We start from the raw sequence: 15940 nt of genomic DNA on the forward strand, positions 1-15940 counted from the left end.
GATGAAGGTCCACGAGCTCGAATGCTTCCTCGCCGTTGTCGACCACGGCAGCATCACCCGGGCGGCGTCCGCGCTGTACCTGGCGCAGCCTTCGGTGTCGCAGATCATCCGCAGGCTGGAGGCCGAACTCAGCATCGAACTGTTCCGCCGGGTCGGGCGCGGACTGGTGCTCACCCCGGCGGGTGAGGCACTCGTCGGCCCGGCGCGTCAGGTCGTGCGCGACCTGCAGCACGCCCGCCAGGTCGCCGACGAGTACCGTGGGCTGGAAAGGGGCAGGGTGGATCTCGCCATCTCCGCTTCGCTCACCTCCAACTTCCTGGCCGCGTGGGTGGGCCACTTCCGCCGCAAGCATCCCGGCCTCACCGTCCGGATCACGCAGCATCACGGGGACACCGACGACATCGTCGCCCTGATCAGATCGGGGGAAGCCGAACTCGCCTACACCGTCAGCCCCGTGTCCCGGCAAGGGATCGACTGCGTGCACGTCGGTGACGGCGAGGTCGTGCTGGCCCTGCCGCCCGGCTGGCGCACCGAGTTCCCCGATCCGGTCCCGATCAGGATGCTCGACGGCCTGCCCATGGTCGTCGACCGTGGATTCGGACGGTCCTACCTGCAGTCGATTCGCGACGCCACCGGAGTGGAGCCCACCGTCGTCGTCGACGTCTCCGAGTCCGCGGGCCTCGTTCACCTCATCGTCGCGGGAGCGGGTGCCGCGTTCCTGCCGATGCGCCAGGCGCTCGACGCCCGGCGGAGGGGCGCGAACCTGCGCATGATCGATCCATTGGCCCTGCGGCCGATCTACGCCATCATGCCCAGTTCGCCGATGTCGGCCCCGGCGCGCAAGTTCCTCGAGCTCAGCAGGGAGAACCTCGACCGCTGGCGCCGCGCGGTCGCGCGGCGTACCGGGCAGGGGAGGAGCCTGCTGGAGGCTTCCGTGGAAGCCGACAGCGTGATCGAGGCCGCGTACCAGCGCCTGGGCGAGGAGAAGGCCGAGCCAGGGAACCGCACCCCGGCCGGGCAGGTCGACGCACGGCGATGACCCGTCCCGTGACCGCCCGGACCTCCCGCGGCGCGGCCGCGGCAGGTCGGTCGCGGGAAGATCCCCGACCACGCCACGACTGGTCGTCGCCGACGGGGACGCAGGCCCGGCCCTGGAACAGGTCCATGGCCTCCGGGCCGGCGCGGATCGCGCCCGCCCTCACCGCGCCTGCCGTGGTGAACTGACGCCGGGCAAGCTGAGGCGACCGTTTCCCTCCCGCGCACGGCGCCGGAGACCTACGATGAGCCGGTCACCGTGCAGCCTGGGAGGTCACCGCATGAGGTCACGAGGTCGTCGCTTGCCTGCCGTTCTCGCCGCCGTGGTGGCGGCGCTCGCGTTCGCGGTCCCCCCGGCCGGGGCGAGCGGTCCTCCCGGGCCCGGGACCGGGCCCTGGACCGGAACGTGGGCCGCCGCCATGATGCGGCCCAGCCCGGGATTCGGCCCGAACTGGTCGGAGGAGGGCTTCGCCGACCACACCCTGCGCCAGGTCGTCCGGGTCAGCACGGGAGGTGCGCTGGCACGGGTCCGGTTGTCCAACGCCTACGGCACGACGCCGCTGAGGATCACCGGGGTGACCCTCGCCCGCGCCGCCGACGGAGCCGCCGTGCGGCCGGGCACGGTACGGCACCTGACCTTCCGCGGTTCCCGCTCGGTGGCGGTGCCCCCGGGCGGTGAGGTGGCCAGCGACCCGGCCGCGTTCGGTGTGCGGCCGCTGGACACGCTGACCGTGAGCCTGTACTTCGCCGAGCCGACCGGGCCCGCGACACAGCACCTGTTCGCCTCCGCGACGAGCTACCGGGCCGGCGGCGACCACCGGAGCGACGCGGGCTCCGGCGCGTTCACCGAGACCACCGAGTCCTGGTACTACCTCGCGGGGGTCGACGTGGCGGGCGCCGTGCCGCGACGCGACGCGATCGCCGCGTTCGGGGACTCGATTACCGACGGTGCCTTGTCCACAGTGGACGGAAACAACCGTTACCCCGACGAGCTCGCCGAACTGCTGGCCGCACGGGGCAAGCCACGCGGGGTGCTCAACGCCGGCATCGGCGGCAACCGGGTGCTCACCGACTCGCCGTGCCTCGGGGAGAAGGCGACCAGCCGCTTCCACGAGGACGTGCTCGACGAGCCGAGGGTCGGCACGGTGCTGGTCCTGGAGGGCATCAACGACATCGGCTTCTCAGCCCTGCCGCCCGGCGAGGACCCGTGCTTCAGCGGCGGCCCCGAGGTCACCGCGGAGCAGCTGATCGCCGGGCACCGGGAGCTCATCCGGCAGGCGCACCGGCACGGTGTCAAGGCCATCGGGCTGACCCTGCTGCCGTACAAGGGCGCCGACTACTACACCCCCGAGGGGGAGGCGGTGCGCGACGCGCTCAACCACTGGATCCGGACGTCCGGGGAGTACGACGCGGTCGTCGACCTCGACCGGATCATGGCCGCGCCGGGTGACGCCGACCTGCTCGACCCCGCCTACGACAGCGGGGACAACCTGCACCCGAACGACGCCGGGTACCACGCCATGGCCCGGGCCGTCGTGTCCGCGCTGCGCTGACGCCGCCGACCGGTGCCCGCGAGCAGGGTCAGCGCCGCCGCGCGGTGATCAGCCAGGCGCGGGAGCCGAACCACACGCCGTCGCCGGTGTCGTGCGCGTCGAGCGTGGCCCGCAGCCGATCGATCGCGTGCCGGTAGGACGCGGCATCCAGGCCGGTGAGCAGCGTGGTCGCCAGGTGCAGCTGGAGGACGGCGGCGCAGGCGTGTTCGGCGTCCGGTCCGTACCAGACGGGCTCGCGCACGTCGGTGAACTCCACCGCCGCGAAACCGGCCGCGGTCAGGACGCTCGCCGCGATGTCCGGGTCGCTCAGGGAGAAGGCCGCGGCCGCTCCGGCCGGTGCCGGGCGGCTGCCGGCGAGCGCCGCCCGGATCGCGGCACTCCACTCCTGGTGCTCGGCGGCCTGCCAGACCAGCTGCACGAAGCGGGAGCCCGGACGCAAGGCGCGCCCGATGTTGGCGAACGCGGCGACCGGATCGGCGAAGAACATCGTGCCGAAGCGGCTGATGGCCAGACTGAAGTGATCCGCGGGGAAGGCGTGATGCTGGGCGTCGGCCCGCACGAAGCCGACAGTGCGGAGCCCTTCCCTCGCGGCCTGTGCGCGGGCCCGTGCCAGCATCGGGCCGGAGACGTCGATGCCGAGCGCGGTTCCCGGCGATGCGGCCCGCGCCGCGTTCCGGGTGGTCTGGCCGGTGCCGCAGCCGACGTCGAGGACGTGATCGCCCGCCTGGATGCCGAGGACGTCCCGCAGCCGCCGGTCGTAACGGCGGAGTTCGGAGTCGTAGTCGAACAAGGGGACCGCCTCATCCCACCGGGCCGTCGCGGAGTACACCGCGCACGGTGTCGAGACGTGCGCCCGGTTCGAGCTCCGGCAGCCACCACGTCGCGCCGGCTTCCGCGTACGGAGCGGGGTCGGCACCGAGGGGCAGACCGACAGCGAGATCGTAGGACGTCAGCCCGCCGGGGCGCAGCGCGGTGAGGGTCGCGACGATCTCGGCGAGCTGGTCCGGGTGGTCGAGGTTGGCCGGGAAGAAGCCGTCGAGCCGCGCGGCCCGGCGGATCGGCGCGAGGTGGCCCGGGAACCCGGCGGCCCACACCGGTATGCCGGGCCGTTGGACCGGCCGGGGCAGGAACGCGATCCCGTCGACGGTGTAGTGCTCGCCGCCATGGCGCACCGGATCGCCGGACCAGGCGGCGGCCAGGATCGCCAGGGCCTCGTCGAGCATCCGGCCACGCCGCCGTCCGTCGAGCTGCTCACCGGTCCTGGACAGCTCGCCGCCGAACCGGTCGCTGCCGAGCCCGACACCGAGGGTGAGCCGGCCGTTGCCGAGCCGATCCAGGGTCGCGGTCTCGCGCGCGACCTTGGCCGGCCTGCGGCGGGGAAGCGGCGTGACCATCGGGCCGAGCCGCAGCCGTTCCGTCGCGGTGGCGATCGCCGAGAGCGCGATCCAGGGGTCGGCGACGGGCCGGACCGGCCCCCGCCAGGACAGCTGGTCCCAGACGAAAACGCCGTCCCAGCCCGCCTCCTCCGCGTCGGCGGCGAGGCGCGCGACCGCCTGCGGGTCGGCGAGCTCGTCGAACAGCGGCAGCCACAGGGCCGACCGTAGCCGGTTCATGAACGGTCTCCTTCCGGGTGCCGCACCAGGCTCGGCACGGGCCGGCGGCCACGTGTCCGGCCGAGCGGCCATGTCTCGCACGCTAGGCCGCCCGCCTGATCGCGAAAAGCGATACTTTCCGATCGATTCGATCGCATTGGACGATGGACTCGCCTAGCGTGGTGCTCGTGACCGACATCGAGCTGCGCCCTCTCGTGGCGCTGGCGGCCATCGCCGAGGAAGGTTCGTTCGCCCGGGCGGCCGCGCGCATCGGTTACGCCCAGTCGACCGTGAGCCAGCAGATCGCCGCGCTGGAGAGGGCCGTCGGTGGCGCCGTGTTCGAGCGGCCGGGCGGCCCCAGGCCGGTACGGCTCACCCCGCTCGGCGCCCTGGTCCTCGACCGGGGTCGCGAGCTGCTGGCGAAGGCGGAGGCGCTGGCCGACGCCGTGGAGCGGTTTCACGCCGGTGCCGGCCGCATCGACATCGGCACCTTCCAGAGTGTTTCCAACGTGATCCTGCCCTCGCTCGTCCGCCGGTTGCGGGACGAGCATCCCGGCTGCGACATCAGGTTGTCCGAGGAGGAGCCCGAGCAGCCGCGGCTCGGCGACCTCGACCTGCTGTTCTACGACGGCCGCCTCGACGGGGAGACCGAGCACCGCAAGCTGCTCGACGACCCGTACCTGCTGGTGGCCACCGCCGGTTCCTTCCCCGACGGTCCGGTCGGGTTGCGGCAGCTCGACGGCGTCCCGATGGTGGCCTGGCCGTTGACCTGCGACCAGCCCTGGATGGAACAGGCGGTCACCCGCGCCGGCGTCCGTCCGCGGATCGTGTTCCGGTCCGCGGTCAACGACACCCTGTTGTCGATGGTCCGGGCCGGGATGGGGTCGGCGGTGCTGCCCTGGCTCGCCCTCCGCGGAGCCGCCATCCCGGACGACGGGCTCCGGGTCCACGCGCTACGGCCGGCCTTGCCACCACGGGAGGTCTACCTGCACTGGCGGGCCGGAGCTGCCCGCTCACCCCTGGCCGGCCGGGCCGTCGAGATCGTCGTCGAGATCGCTGCCGCGCTCGCGCCCGAGGCGGCCAGGGCGGGAGACCTGCCGGGTTCCCGGGAGTGGCGCGCCCCGGCCGGCGACGGCCCGGCGGGAAACGGCAACAGGCCACCGGACCGTGCGCTTCGCCCGTGACACCGCGGCCGCCGTGGTCGGCGGGACGCGCCGGGCCGGGTCAGTGGGTGCTGGTGAGGTTGCCGGCGAGGGCGGTGTGCCGTTGCTCGCTGTCGGGGTTCATCCCGGTGATCGTGACGGTGGCGCCCCGCGCCTGGTACTTGGTGGTGATGGCGTCGAGCGCGGCGACGGTCGAGGCGTCCCAGATGTGGGCGTCCGACAGGTCGATGACCACGTTCGGCGGGTCGCCGGCGTAGTCGAACTGGAACACGAGGTCGTTGCTGGAGGCGAAGAACAGCTGGCCGCGGACGCGGTAGATCTTCGTGCTGCCGTCGGGGTCGAGGACGCTGTCCACCGACACCAGGTGGGCGACGCGCCGGGCGAAGAGCACCATCGCCACGAGCACGCCCACGACCACGCCGATGGCGAGGTTGTGGGTGGCCACGGTGACGCCCACCGTGGCGAGCATGACCGTGATCTCGCTCTTGGGCATCCGGCGCAGGGTCCTCGGGTGGACGCTGTGCCAGTCGAACGTGCCGGCCGCCACCATGATCATCACGCCGACGAGGGCCGCCATGGGGATGAGCGCGACCACCTGGCCGAGGGCGACCACGAGCACCAGCAGGAACACGCCGGCCAGGAACGTGGAGGCGCGGGTGCGGGCGCCGGACTTCACGTTGATCATGGTCTGGCCGATCATCGCGCAGCCGCCCATGCCGCCGAAGAACCCGGTGACGATGTTGGCGACGCCCTGGCCCCACGACTCCCGCGTCTTGTCGGAGTGGGTGTCGGTGATGTCGTCGACCAGCTTGGCGGTCATCAGCGACTCCATGAGCCCGACCAGCGCCATGGCCAGGGCGAACGGCGCGATGATGCCCAGCGTCTCGACGGTGAGCGGCACCGAGGGGACGCCGAGGACGGGCAGGCTGTTCGGCAGTGCGCCCTCGTCGCCCACCGTGGGCACGGCCACTCCGGCGGCGACGGTGAACGCGGTGAGCCCGACGATCGCGACCAGCGGCGCCGGGACCGCCCTGGTGAGCTTCGGCAGCCCGGCCATCACCACCAGTCCGATCGCGAGCAGCGGGTAGACCTGCCACGGCACGTCGATGAGGTAGGGCAGCTGGGCCAGGAAGATGAGGATGGCCAGCGCGTTGACGAAGCCGACCATGACGCTGCGCGGCAGGAACCGCATCAGCCGGGCGACCCCCGCCACGGCCAGCAGCACCTGGATCAGGCCGCCAAGGACCACGGTGGCGAGCAGGTACTCCACGCCGTGATCCCGCACCAGCGGGGCCAGCACGAGCGCGATCGCGCCGGTGGCGGCGGAGATCATGGCCGGGCGGCCGCCGGTGAAGGCGATGGCCACCGCCATGGTGAACGAGGCGAACAACCCGACCCGGGGGTCGACCCCGGCGATGATGGAGAACGACACCGCCTCGGGAATCAGTGCGAGCGCGACGACGAGCCCGGACAGTGCCTCGGTGCGCAGCACGCGCGGGGCGAGCCAGCTGGGGCGGCGGAGCCGGGAAGGCGACGTACTCGGGCGCAGCGCAGCGGGAAGCGACATCATCCTCTTTCGGGAGCGGGAGTTCGGGAACGAGAGACAGGGGAGCCGCTTCGACGGGGCTCGCACGCTCCCGGTCACCCTACCCTCACGTGACGGGAGAAATGGTCGGAATGTGATCCAGGTCCGTGGCCGGAGGGGCACGCCGTCAGGCCTCGTGAGCTTTTCCGTGGTGAGACCCGTTTCTCACGCACGCGTCTGGACGACCTGGCCGAGCAGCGTGACCACCTGCTCGCCGATCGTCTCGTAGCCGATCTCACCGGTGAAGCGCTCCGGCTCCGCCGCGAGTGCTGTGGCGAGAGGTGGCCGCCTCGTCCGGGATACGGTGATCGTCCAGGTGTCACCTGGCTCGCGGATCCAGTGCCGTGTAGACGGTCGCGGTGGCTTCGCGGCCCTGCAGCGGGTTGTCGAACCGGATGATGTCGGCTCGCACCCCGGTGAAGCTCTCCCGCAGTGCTGCCGTGAACTCGTCGTCGGGCGGGTCGTTCGACCAGAGCGCGAAGACACCGCCGGGGCGAAGATGGTCCCGAAGCCGCCGCAGTCCGGCGGGTTGGTAGAACCCGGCGTGGCTGGGGTGGAGCAGGTGGCGCGGTGAATGGTCGATATCGACCAGGATGGCGTGGAACGTCCGTGCGCCGACCGCCGGGTCGAGGCTCGCCGCCGACCGGATCATCGCGAAGAAGTCGCCGTGCACGAGGGTGCACCGCGGGTCGGACGTCAGCGTCGCCCCGGCGGGGATCAAGCCGCGCTCGTGCCACTCGATCACCTCGCCGAGGGCGTCGACCACCACGAGCGAGCGGACGGTGGGGTGCTCCAGTGCCGCCTGGGCGGTGTAGCCGAGGCCGAGGCCGCCGACCGCGACGTCGAGACTCCCGGAGGCGACCCGGGGGAGGGCCAGCCGGGCCAGTTCGATCTCGGCGACGGTGAACAGGCTCGACATCAGGAACTCGTCGTTCAGCTTGATCTCGTGGACTTCCTTCGCCACGGCGGGATCCCAGCGACGGCGGAGGACGAGCTCGCCCATCGGCGTCGAGCGCCAGTCGAGTTCCTGAAAGCGCGCGCTCATCGTGATGTCGTACTCCGGTCGGCCATCCCGACAGGGTAGCCGCCGCCCATCGTGGCCCAGCTCCGGTTCCGCGGAGGACCCTCCGGGCTCCCGCGCGTGGGCCGGGGCGGTGAGCGGGATTCTCCTGGAACAGAGCCGGTACGGTGGACGGAGCCGGTGGTCGAGGAAGTGAGGGTGCCGCGTGGGCGAGCACATGCAGATCGGCGAGGTGGCCGAGCGCACGGAGCTGTCGTTGCGCACGATCCGCTACTACGAAGAGGTCGGGCTCGTCATCCCGAGCGCGCGCAGCCAGGGCGGGTTCCGCCTCTACACCGAGCCGGACGTGGAACGCCTGCTGCTGGTCAAGCGCATGAAGCCGCTCGGTTTCCAGCTCGACGAGATGCGCGAACTGCTGGAGCTGCTGGATCCCGGCACCGGAGCGCGGCGAAGACTGCGCAAAGAGGACCGTGAACGGTTGCGCGGATTCACCGACGTCGCGGAGGAGCGGTGCACCGAGCTGCGCGCGAAGCTGCACTCGGCCGAGGAGTTCGCCGAGATGCTGCGCGAACAGCTCGCCCGGCAGCGAGTGAACACCGCACGAGCGTGAGTCCGTTCTCGCGGGAGAGTGCCGGGAACGCGGCCCGTCGAGCCGGGTGACGGCTGCCGGATCGCCGCGGTGGGAGACGGCGGGCCGGCGGGCGAGTCCCGTCGCCGCAGGCCCACCGCCGGATGCGGGCAGCATACAGTGACGTAACTGGAGATTTCGGCAGGTTGCCGCGCAAGGAAGGGCGGCCGCCCGGCGGGTCGCCGACGACCCGCTGATCGCGGGAAGCCTCGGAACACTACACTCACGTAACAGTTCTGTGCTGATTCGGTCGTACCGCCGTCACCGAGGCCGGCGCGTTCCCCCGTCCGTCGAAAGGACTGGCTCGATCGTGCCTTCCAGCGCCGCCACCCCGGTCCCGACACGTCCGGAGGTCCCCGGGCGGGCCTATCGGCCCCGGGTGATCTCGGCGGCGGCGGTCGCGATGGCGCTGACCGCGCCCGGGCAGACGGCAGCGGTATCGGTGTTCGTCGACCCGCTGATCCGTGACCTCGGGCTCTCGCGTTCGGTCGTCTCCACGGCGTACCTGCTCGGCACGCTGACCGGCGCCGTGGTGATGCCGCTGCTCGGCAGGCTGATCGATCGCTTCGGGCCGCGCCGGGTCATGGCCACGGTCGGGCTGTGTTTCGGGGCCATCCTGATGCTGGCCACGATCGCCGGCGAAGCCATCGGGCTGACCGCCGCGTTCGTCGGGATCCGCGTCGGCGGCCAGGGCGCGCTCACCCTGGTGGCCACCACGACCGTGGCGATCTACGTGCATCAGCGGCGCGGGTTCGCCGTCGGGGTGAGCTCGGCGATCGGCGCGGCAGGCATCTCACTGGCGCCGGTGCTCCTGGAGCGGCTAGTCACCGAGTGGGGCTGGCGGACGGTGTGGATCGCCGAGGGCTTCGCCGTGTGGGCGCTCGTGCTGCCCGCCGCGCTGCTCCTGCTGCCGCGACGGCCCACGCCCCGGACCACGGTGGCCGGTGACGACGGCGGCTCCCGCTCCCGGGCCGCTCCCGTGGTGGACTGGACCCTTTCCGAGGCGCTGCGCACCGGCATGTTCTGGGTCGTGGCCGGTGGGGTGGCAGTCTGCGCGCTGGTCACCACCGGACTGAACTTCCACCAGCTTTCCGTACTGGGGGAGCGCGGGCTCTCGGCCGCCGAGGCCGCGGCGACCTTCGTGCCGCAGACGGTCGCCGGGCTCGTCGCGACATTCGGCCTTGGCTGGCTGGCCGACCGGTTCTCCGACCGGGTGCTCATCGTCCTCACCATGCTCGTGCTCGCGCTGGCCACGGTCGGTGCCGGCTGGCTGACCCCGGGCGTGACCGCGGTGCTCTACGGTGCCGCACTCGGAGCGGCCGCCAACGGGCTCCGCACGCTGGAGGCCGTGGCGTTCCCCCGGAGTTTCGGCACGGCGCACCTCGGCGCGATCCGCGGTGTCGTGCATTCGGTGACGGTCGGCGCGTCCGCGTTCGGGCCGCTGTTCCTCGCCCTGGGCCGGGACGCGGCCACCAGCTACCGTCCCGCGCTCCTCGCGTTCGCCGCGTTTCCCGTGCTGATCACCGTCGCCGCGGTACTCGTCCGCACCCCTCCGCCGGTACCGCCCGGTCGCGGAACCGCCGGGGTTCACCGCTGATCCGGCGGCAGGTAGCCGTGGCGGAACGCGCGCACGCCGGAACGGACCAGGTCGTCGCGTTCGGCGTCGTCCAGCGGCGGCACCGAGGACTGGGCGCGGGTGACGGCCGCACCGGTGACGAGCCAGCGGTAGTGGTTGGCCGCCCGGCCGGCATCCTCCAGTGCCAGTAGCCCGCGATCGGCCAGGCGCCGCAACTGGTGCGCGAGCGCGCGCTCGGCCCGCCGTGGGCCGGACTCGTGCCACGGGGCGAGAGTTCCGGCCGGGAGCCGCGCCGCCTCGGAGGGGAGGCGGCGGACCAGGGCCAGGTGCTCGGCGAAGCCGGGTGGTGGTAGATCGTGCGGGGCGGCACCGTGGCCTCCGCGGCGATACCCGTGGGTGGCGGCGCGCCGCGCTCGGTGGCGGCACCCCCTCGGTGCCGCGCCCGCGGCGAGACCGGTCCGCTGAAGCTAACGTGCGACGGGCGCTTCCTGGTCGGGCAGTTCCGGCAGGCGCGGGTCGTCGAGCCACTCCGTGAAGAACTCGCCGAGATCCGCCCCGGCGTGCTCGGCGGCGAGGGTGGTGAACCGTTCGGTGGTGACCGTCCCGTGCCGGTGACCGGCGACCCAGTTCCGCAGCAGCGCGAAGAACGCGGCGTCGCCGATGCGCTCGCGCAGGGCGTGCAGCGTCAGGGCTCCCCGCTTGTACACCCGCTCGTCGAACAGGTGCGCCGCGCCGGGGTCGGCGATCCGGAGGTCGGCCGGCTTCCCGGCGAGCACGCCGTGCCACTCGCGTGCCAGCACCCGCGCGGCCGGGCCGCCGGACTCCTCCGACCACAGCCACTCGGCGTAGGTGGCGAAGCCCTCGTTCAGCCAGATGTGCCGCCAGTCGGCGACGGTGAGGCAGTTGCCGAACCACTGGTGGGCGAGTTCGTGCACGACCAGCCGCTCGTGGGTGCGCCGCCCGTCGACGTGGTTCGCGCCGAACACCGACATGCCCTGCGCCTCGACCGGGTCGTCCAGGTCGTCGTCGGTCACGACCACCTGGTACTCGCCGAACGGGTACGGCCCGAACAGGCGCCCCAGCAGGTCGATCATCGCCCGCTGCCTGCCGAAGTCGTGCCGGAACGACTCCCGCAGGCGCGCCGGCACGGCGGCCCGCTGGGGCACCGGCCCACCGGGCAACGTCACGTCCACATACTGTCCTATCTGGACGCTCATCAGGTAGGTCGCGGTCGGTTCCGGCCGCTCGAACACCCACCTGGTGGTGCCGGCGCCCCTGGTGCGCTCGGTCAGCCGGCCGGTCACCGCCACGGTGTACGGCGACGCCGTGGTGAGCGCGATCCGGTAGGCCGCCTTGTCCGCGGGGTGGTCGTTGCACGGGAACCACGACGGGGCGCCGACCGGCTGGCTCGCGACCAGCGCGCCGTCGGTCAGCTCGTCCCAGCCGATGTCGCCCCACGGCCCGGCGACCGGGCGGGGGTTGCCGACGTAACGGACCTCCGCCACGAACTCGGCGCCGTCCGGCAGCGGGCGGGCCGGCCGCACGCGCAGCTTGTGCCCGTGCCGGGTGAACCGGGCCGGCCTGCCGTCCACGAGCACGCGGTTCACCCGGAAACCGGTGAGGTCGAGGCTGAACCGGGACAGCGCCTGCGTGGCCACCGCGGTGACCGTGGCCCTCCCGGACAGCCGGTTCGGGCCCACGCGGTAGTCGAGGTCGAGATCGTAGTGCCGGACGCGGTAGCCGCCGTTGCCGTGCGCGGGAAGGCACGAGTCGCCCGAGGTCTCCGCGCCGGGTGTGGGCGGGGTGCCCTGCGCTCGCGCCACTACCGGTGCCCTCCGGGCCAGGCCGCGATCGGGTTGCCGAGCCAGCTCGAGCCGGCCGGAACCGCGTCCCCTCGCGTCACCAGCGAGCCAGGGCCGACGGTGGTGCGGGCGCCGATGCTCGCGCCGGGCAGCACGATGCCGTGTGGCCCCAGCGTCGCACCGGCGTCGAGGACGACCGCGTCCATGCTCATGATCCGATCGTGGAACAGGTGGGTCTGCACGACACAACCCCGGTTGACGGTGGCACCGTCGCCGATGCGCACCAGGTCCGACTCGGGCAGCCAGTACGTCTCCAGCCAGACCCCGCGGCCGATCCGCGCCCCCATCGTGCGCAGCCACGCGGGGAGCAGCGGCGTGCCCCCGGTCCGGCCCACCAGCCAGGGCACCGCGAGTACCTCGACGAACGTGTCGGCCAGTTCGGCCCGCCAGACGAACGAGCTCCACAGTGGATGCTCGACCGCGCGGAACCGGCCGGTGAGCGACCACTTCGCGGCGGTGGTGACGGCGCAGGCGAGCAGGCCGGCGGCGGCGAGCACCACCCCGGACAGCAGCGCGGCAGCCCACGGGCCCAGCGACAGGTGCAGGACCAGCAGCGTGAACAGCACCAGCACCGCCAGCACTACCCCGCACATCACGGGCACCACCCGGCACAGCTCGACCGCCGCCCGCGCCAGCTTCAGGCGCAGCGGCGGGGCGAAGGTGCGGCTGGTGTCGGCCGCTTCGGCCGCGCGCCGCAGCGGCATCGGCGGCGAGCCCAGCCACGACGAGCCCTTCTTCGCCTTGGCCGGAGCCGAGGAGAGCACCCCGACCAGCCCCCGCTTCGGGACGGCCCGCCCGGCCTCGGTCATGCCGGAGTTGCCGAGGAAGGCCTGCTTACCGATCCGCGCGGGGGCGACGTGCAGCCAGCCGCGGCCCAGCTGGTAGGTGGCGACCATGGTGTCGTCGGCGAGGAACGCCCCGTCGGCGACCTTGGTCATCTTCGGCAGCGCGAGCACCGTGGACGCCTCGACGCCCCGCCCGACCCGTGCGCCGAGCAGGCGCAGCCACACCGGGGTGAACAGGCTGGCGTAGAGCGGGAACAGGTCGTCGCGCGCCATGTCCATCAGCCGCTCGGTCGTCCACACCTGCCAGGCCGCGCGGCCGTGGACCGGGTGGTACCCCTCCCGCATGCCGAGGCTCAGCACGCGGACGCCGATCAGGACGAGCAGCGCGTAGCTCACCAGGAAGGCCAGCGTCGCCACCGGCACGGCGAGCAGCGCGCCACCGAGTGCCGCGCCGGGCGTCGGCGCGCCGCTGATCGCGGTGGCCAGCACCAGCAGCCCGGGCACCGCCGCGGCCGACGGCAGCAGGCCGAGCACCAGCGAGGTCAGGCCATAGACCGCGGCCCAGCGCCGGGACCGGGGCGGGCGGCTCGACGGCCACTTCAGCGCGTCCGCCTGCTGCCGGGTCGCGGGCGAGCCCGCCCAGCGCTGCCCGGCCGGGACCGTCCCGCCGACCGTCGAGCCGGGGGCGATCTCGGCGCCCTTGCCGATCCGGGCGCCGGGCAGCAGCGTGGCCCTCGCCCCGACGCGCGCCCCGGCGCCGACGCGGATCTCGCCGAGGTGCACCCGGTCGCCGTCGACCCAGTAGCCGGACAGGTCGGCCTCCGGCTCCACCGCCGCGCCCCGGCCCAGCTTGAGCATCCCGGTGACCGGCGGCGGGGCGTGCAGGTCGACGTCCTTGCCGACCTTGGCGCCCAGTGCCCGCGCGTACCGGGTCGTCCACGACGCGCCGGACACGCTCGCCGCGCCGCTGGCGTCGGCCAGCTGCTGGGCCGCCCACAGGCGCAGGTGGACCCGGCCGCCACGGGGGTGGCTTCCGGGCCGCACGCCCCGCAGGAGCAGCCGGGCGCCCCCGGCCGCGATCGCGATCCGGCCCGGCGGGCTGAACAGCACCACCCAGGCCACGCCCAGTGCCCACCACGGGGCCGCCGGGGCCCAGCCGACAAGACCGAGACCGGCGAGGAGACTGGACAGCGCGGCGCCGATCGTGGTCCAGCGCAGCCCGGCCAGGGTGAGCAGAGGCAGCAGGAGCAGCGCCTGCAGGAGGCCGGTACGCCGCGGGACCGGGGCGATGTCCCGGCGCTCGGTCCGCTCGGCGCCCGCCTCGTCCAGCCGTGCGGCCAGCGCGCCCAGCCGGGGATGCCGGTACAGGTCGCTCACCGAGATCGCCGGATGGTCTTCCCGGATCCGCGCGACGAGCTGGGCTGCGGTGAGGCTGCCCCCGCCGTGGGCGAAGAAGTCGGCACGCGGGTCGGACACCGCGACGCCAAGGACGTCGGCCCACAGCCCGGCCAGCAGGCGCTCGGTCTCGGACAGCGGTCGCCTCGCCATGGCCTTGCGGTGCCCCGGCACGGCCGGGCCGGGCAGCGGCCACGGCAGCGCGTCGCGGTCGACCTTGCCGGACGTGCGGGTCGGCAGGTCGTCCACCACGGCGAGCAGCGGCACGAGCGCGGCGGGCAGGCGGTCGGCCAGCCGCGCGGTGGCCACGTCGGCGTCGAAGGCGCCCGGACGCGCGGCGACGTAGCCGACGAGGATCTGGTTGCCGGACGGGGTCGTGCGGACCGCGGCGGCCGCGCCCGCGACCCCGGGTAGCGCCTGCAGCGCGGCGTCCACCTCGCCGAGCTCGATCCGCCGTCCGCCCAGTTTGACCTGCTCGTCGGCGCGGCCCACGAACACCAGCCCCTCGGCCTCGGCGCGCACCAGGTCGCCGCTGCGGTAGGCGCGGGGCCAGCCGAGCGCGGGCAGCGGCGCGAACTTCTCCGCGTCCCTGGCGGCGTCGAGGTAGCGGGCGAGCCCGGCGCCGCCGATGACGAGCTCACCGGTCTCGCCCATCGCCACCGGCTCGCCGTGCCCGTCGACCACGGCGAGCTGCCAGCCGACCAGCGGGAGCCCGATGCGCACCGGTCCCTGCCCGGTCAGCCGCGCGGCGCAGGCGACCACGGTCGTCTCGGTCGGGCCGTAGGTGTTCCACACCTCGCGGCCCGCCACCGCGACCCGCTCGGCCAGCTCGGGCGGGCAGGCCTCACCGCCGAAGATGAGCAGCCGGACGTCCTGCAGCGCGTCGGCCGGCCACAGCGCGGCCAGCGTGGGCACCGTGGACACGATCGAGATCCGCCGCTCGACCAGCCACGGTCCCAGGTCGACGCCGGAGCGGACCAGCGCGCGCGGCGCCGGGACGAGGCACGCGCCGTGCCGCCAGGCCAGCCACATCTCCTCGCACGAGGCGTCGAACGCGACGGAGAGCCCGGCCAGGACCCTGTCGCCCGGCCCGATCGGCTCGTCGGCGAGGAACAGCCCGGCCTCGGCGTCGACGAACGCCGCCGCGGCGGCGTGGCTGACCGCGACACCCTTCGGCGTCCCGGTCGAACCGGACGTGAAGATGATCCAGGCGTCGTCGGTGGGCGCGGGACGTCCGCGCACACCACCCGGCGTGCCGCGGCGGGTGAGGGTGCCGCCGTCGGTGAGCACGGCACACACCCCGGCCTCGCCGAACACCAGCGCGGCCCGCTCGTCGGGGTCGTCGGCGTCGACCGGAACGTACGCGGCCCCGGCGGCCAGCACGGCCAGGATCGCGACGTACAGCTCCGCGGTGCCGGACGAGATCCGCACCCCGACCCGGTCGCCGGCACCGACACCGGCGGCGTCCAGCCGCCGCCGGACCGTCTCGATGCGGTCGGCGAGCGCGCGGTAGGTCAGCACCGTCTCGCCGTCGTCGAGGGCCGCCGCGCCGGGGTGGCGGGCGGTGGTGTCGCCGAGGATGTCGAGCAGGGTCCGCTCACTCGGCGCGAGCCCGGACCAGAACAGTGCCCGTTGCGGGGCGGCGACGGTGCCGGTCGGCGTGGGAAGGAGCCCGGCCGGGCTCCGGTCGGCGGTGAGCGTCACGCACCCTCACAGGTTCTCGTCGGGCCCGCCCTCTCCACACG

At 73.6% G+C, this 15940-nt stretch carries 12 protein-coding genes; 5 read left to right on the forward strand and 7 right to left on the reverse strand.

Annotation, left to right across the window (positions count from 1 at the left end; all coding sequences use genetic code 11):
* The first annotated feature begins 1 nt into the window (after nt 1).
* Together B0I33_RS18605 and B0I33_RS18610 are read left to right on the forward strand one after the other, a co-directional pair.
* Nucleotides 2–1039, forward strand: a complete 1038-nt coding sequence (locus B0I33_RS18605; protein WP_106180067.1) for a LysR family transcriptional regulator — start codon at nt 2–4, stop codon at nt 1037–1039.
* 298 nt (nt 1040–1337) lie between these two features.
* On the forward strand, nt 1338–2588 hold the full coding sequence (locus B0I33_RS18610; protein WP_245900802.1) for an SGNH/GDSL hydrolase family protein: 1251 nt from the start codon (nt 1338–1340) through the stop codon (nt 2586–2588).
* 28 nt (nt 2589–2616) lie between these two features.
* On the opposite strand, the gene B0I33_RS18615 is transcribed toward B0I33_RS18610, so the two are convergent.
* Together B0I33_RS18615 and B0I33_RS18620 are read right to left on the reverse strand one after the other, a co-directional pair.
* Nucleotides 2617–3378 carry a class I SAM-dependent methyltransferase gene (locus B0I33_RS18615; protein WP_106180189.1) on the reverse strand — a complete coding sequence of 254 codons (762 nt, stop codon included), beginning with the start codon at nt 3376–3378 and terminating at the stop codon, nt 2617–2619.
* Nucleotides 3379–3388: 10 nt separating this feature from the next.
* A complete protein-coding gene (locus B0I33_RS18620) occupies nt 3389–4201 on the reverse strand; it encodes an LLM class flavin-dependent oxidoreductase (RefSeq protein WP_106180069.1) in 813 nt (270 codons plus the stop codon).
* Nucleotides 4202–4344: 143 nt separating this feature from the next.
* Here B0I33_RS18620 and B0I33_RS18625 point away from each other — a divergent pair, with 143 nt between their 5' ends.
* Nucleotides 4345–5364, forward strand: a complete 1020-nt coding sequence (locus B0I33_RS18625) for a LysR family transcriptional regulator (protein WP_106180070.1) — start codon at nt 4345–4347, stop codon at nt 5362–5364.
* Between the two features lie 40 nt (nt 5365–5404).
* Here B0I33_RS18625 and B0I33_RS18630 read toward each other — a convergent pair whose 3' ends face one another.
* Nucleotides 5405–6910: a SulP family inorganic anion transporter gene (locus tag B0I33_RS18630; RefSeq protein ID WP_106180190.1), complete on the reverse strand. Its 1506-nt coding sequence runs from the start codon at nt 6908–6910 to the stop codon at nt 5405–5407.
* Between the two features lie 337 nt (nt 6911–7247).
* The gene (locus tag B0I33_RS18635) at nt 7248–7973 is read right to left on the reverse strand and encodes a spermine/spermidine synthase domain-containing protein (protein WP_106180071.1); all 726 of its coding nucleotides are present in this window, start codon (nt 7971–7973) and stop codon (nt 7248–7250) included.
* Between the two features lie 181 nt (nt 7974–8154).
* Between B0I33_RS18635 and B0I33_RS18640 the strand changes: the two genes are divergently transcribed.
* Both B0I33_RS18640 and B0I33_RS18645 read left to right on the forward strand, forming a co-directional pair.
* Nucleotides 8155–8559: a MerR family transcriptional regulator gene (locus B0I33_RS18640; protein ID WP_245900804.1), complete on the forward strand. Its 405-nt coding sequence runs from the start codon at nt 8155–8157 to the stop codon at nt 8557–8559.
* 397 nt (nt 8560–8956) lie between these two features.
* On the forward strand, nt 8957–10174 hold the full coding sequence (locus tag B0I33_RS18645; protein WP_219927216.1) for an MFS transporter: 1218 nt from the start codon (nt 8957–8959) through the stop codon (nt 10172–10174).
* Here B0I33_RS18645 and B0I33_RS29710 read toward each other — a convergent pair.
* From B0I33_RS29710 to B0I33_RS18660, 3 genes are all read right to left on the reverse strand, one after another.
* Nucleotides 10165–10479: a TetR/AcrR family transcriptional regulator C-terminal domain-containing protein gene (locus B0I33_RS29710; RefSeq protein WP_146147526.1), complete on the reverse strand. Its 315-nt coding sequence runs from the start codon at nt 10477–10479 to the stop codon at nt 10165–10167. The two genes, B0I33_RS18645 and B0I33_RS29710, sit on opposite strands and share 10 nt — an antisense overlap.
* A 141-nt stretch (nt 10480–10620) precedes the next feature.
* Complete coding sequence (locus B0I33_RS18655) at nt 10621–11976, reverse strand: M1 family metallopeptidase (protein ID WP_245900806.1); 1356 nt, start codon at nt 11974–11976, stop codon at nt 10621–10623.
* On the reverse strand, nt 11976–15899 hold the full coding sequence (locus tag B0I33_RS18660; protein WP_106180073.1) for a Pls/PosA family non-ribosomal peptide synthetase: 3924 nt from the start codon (nt 15897–15899) through the stop codon (nt 11976–11978). Before B0I33_RS18660 ends, B0I33_RS18655 begins: the two co-directional genes overlap by 1 nt.
* Nucleotides 15900–15940 lie beyond the last annotated feature (41 nt).

It is taken from the genome of Prauserella shujinwangii (assembly GCF_003001955.1).
In the GTDB taxonomy this organism is placed as follows: Bacteria; Actinomycetota; Actinomycetes; order Mycobacteriales; family Pseudonocardiaceae; genus Qaidamihabitans; species Qaidamihabitans shujinwangii.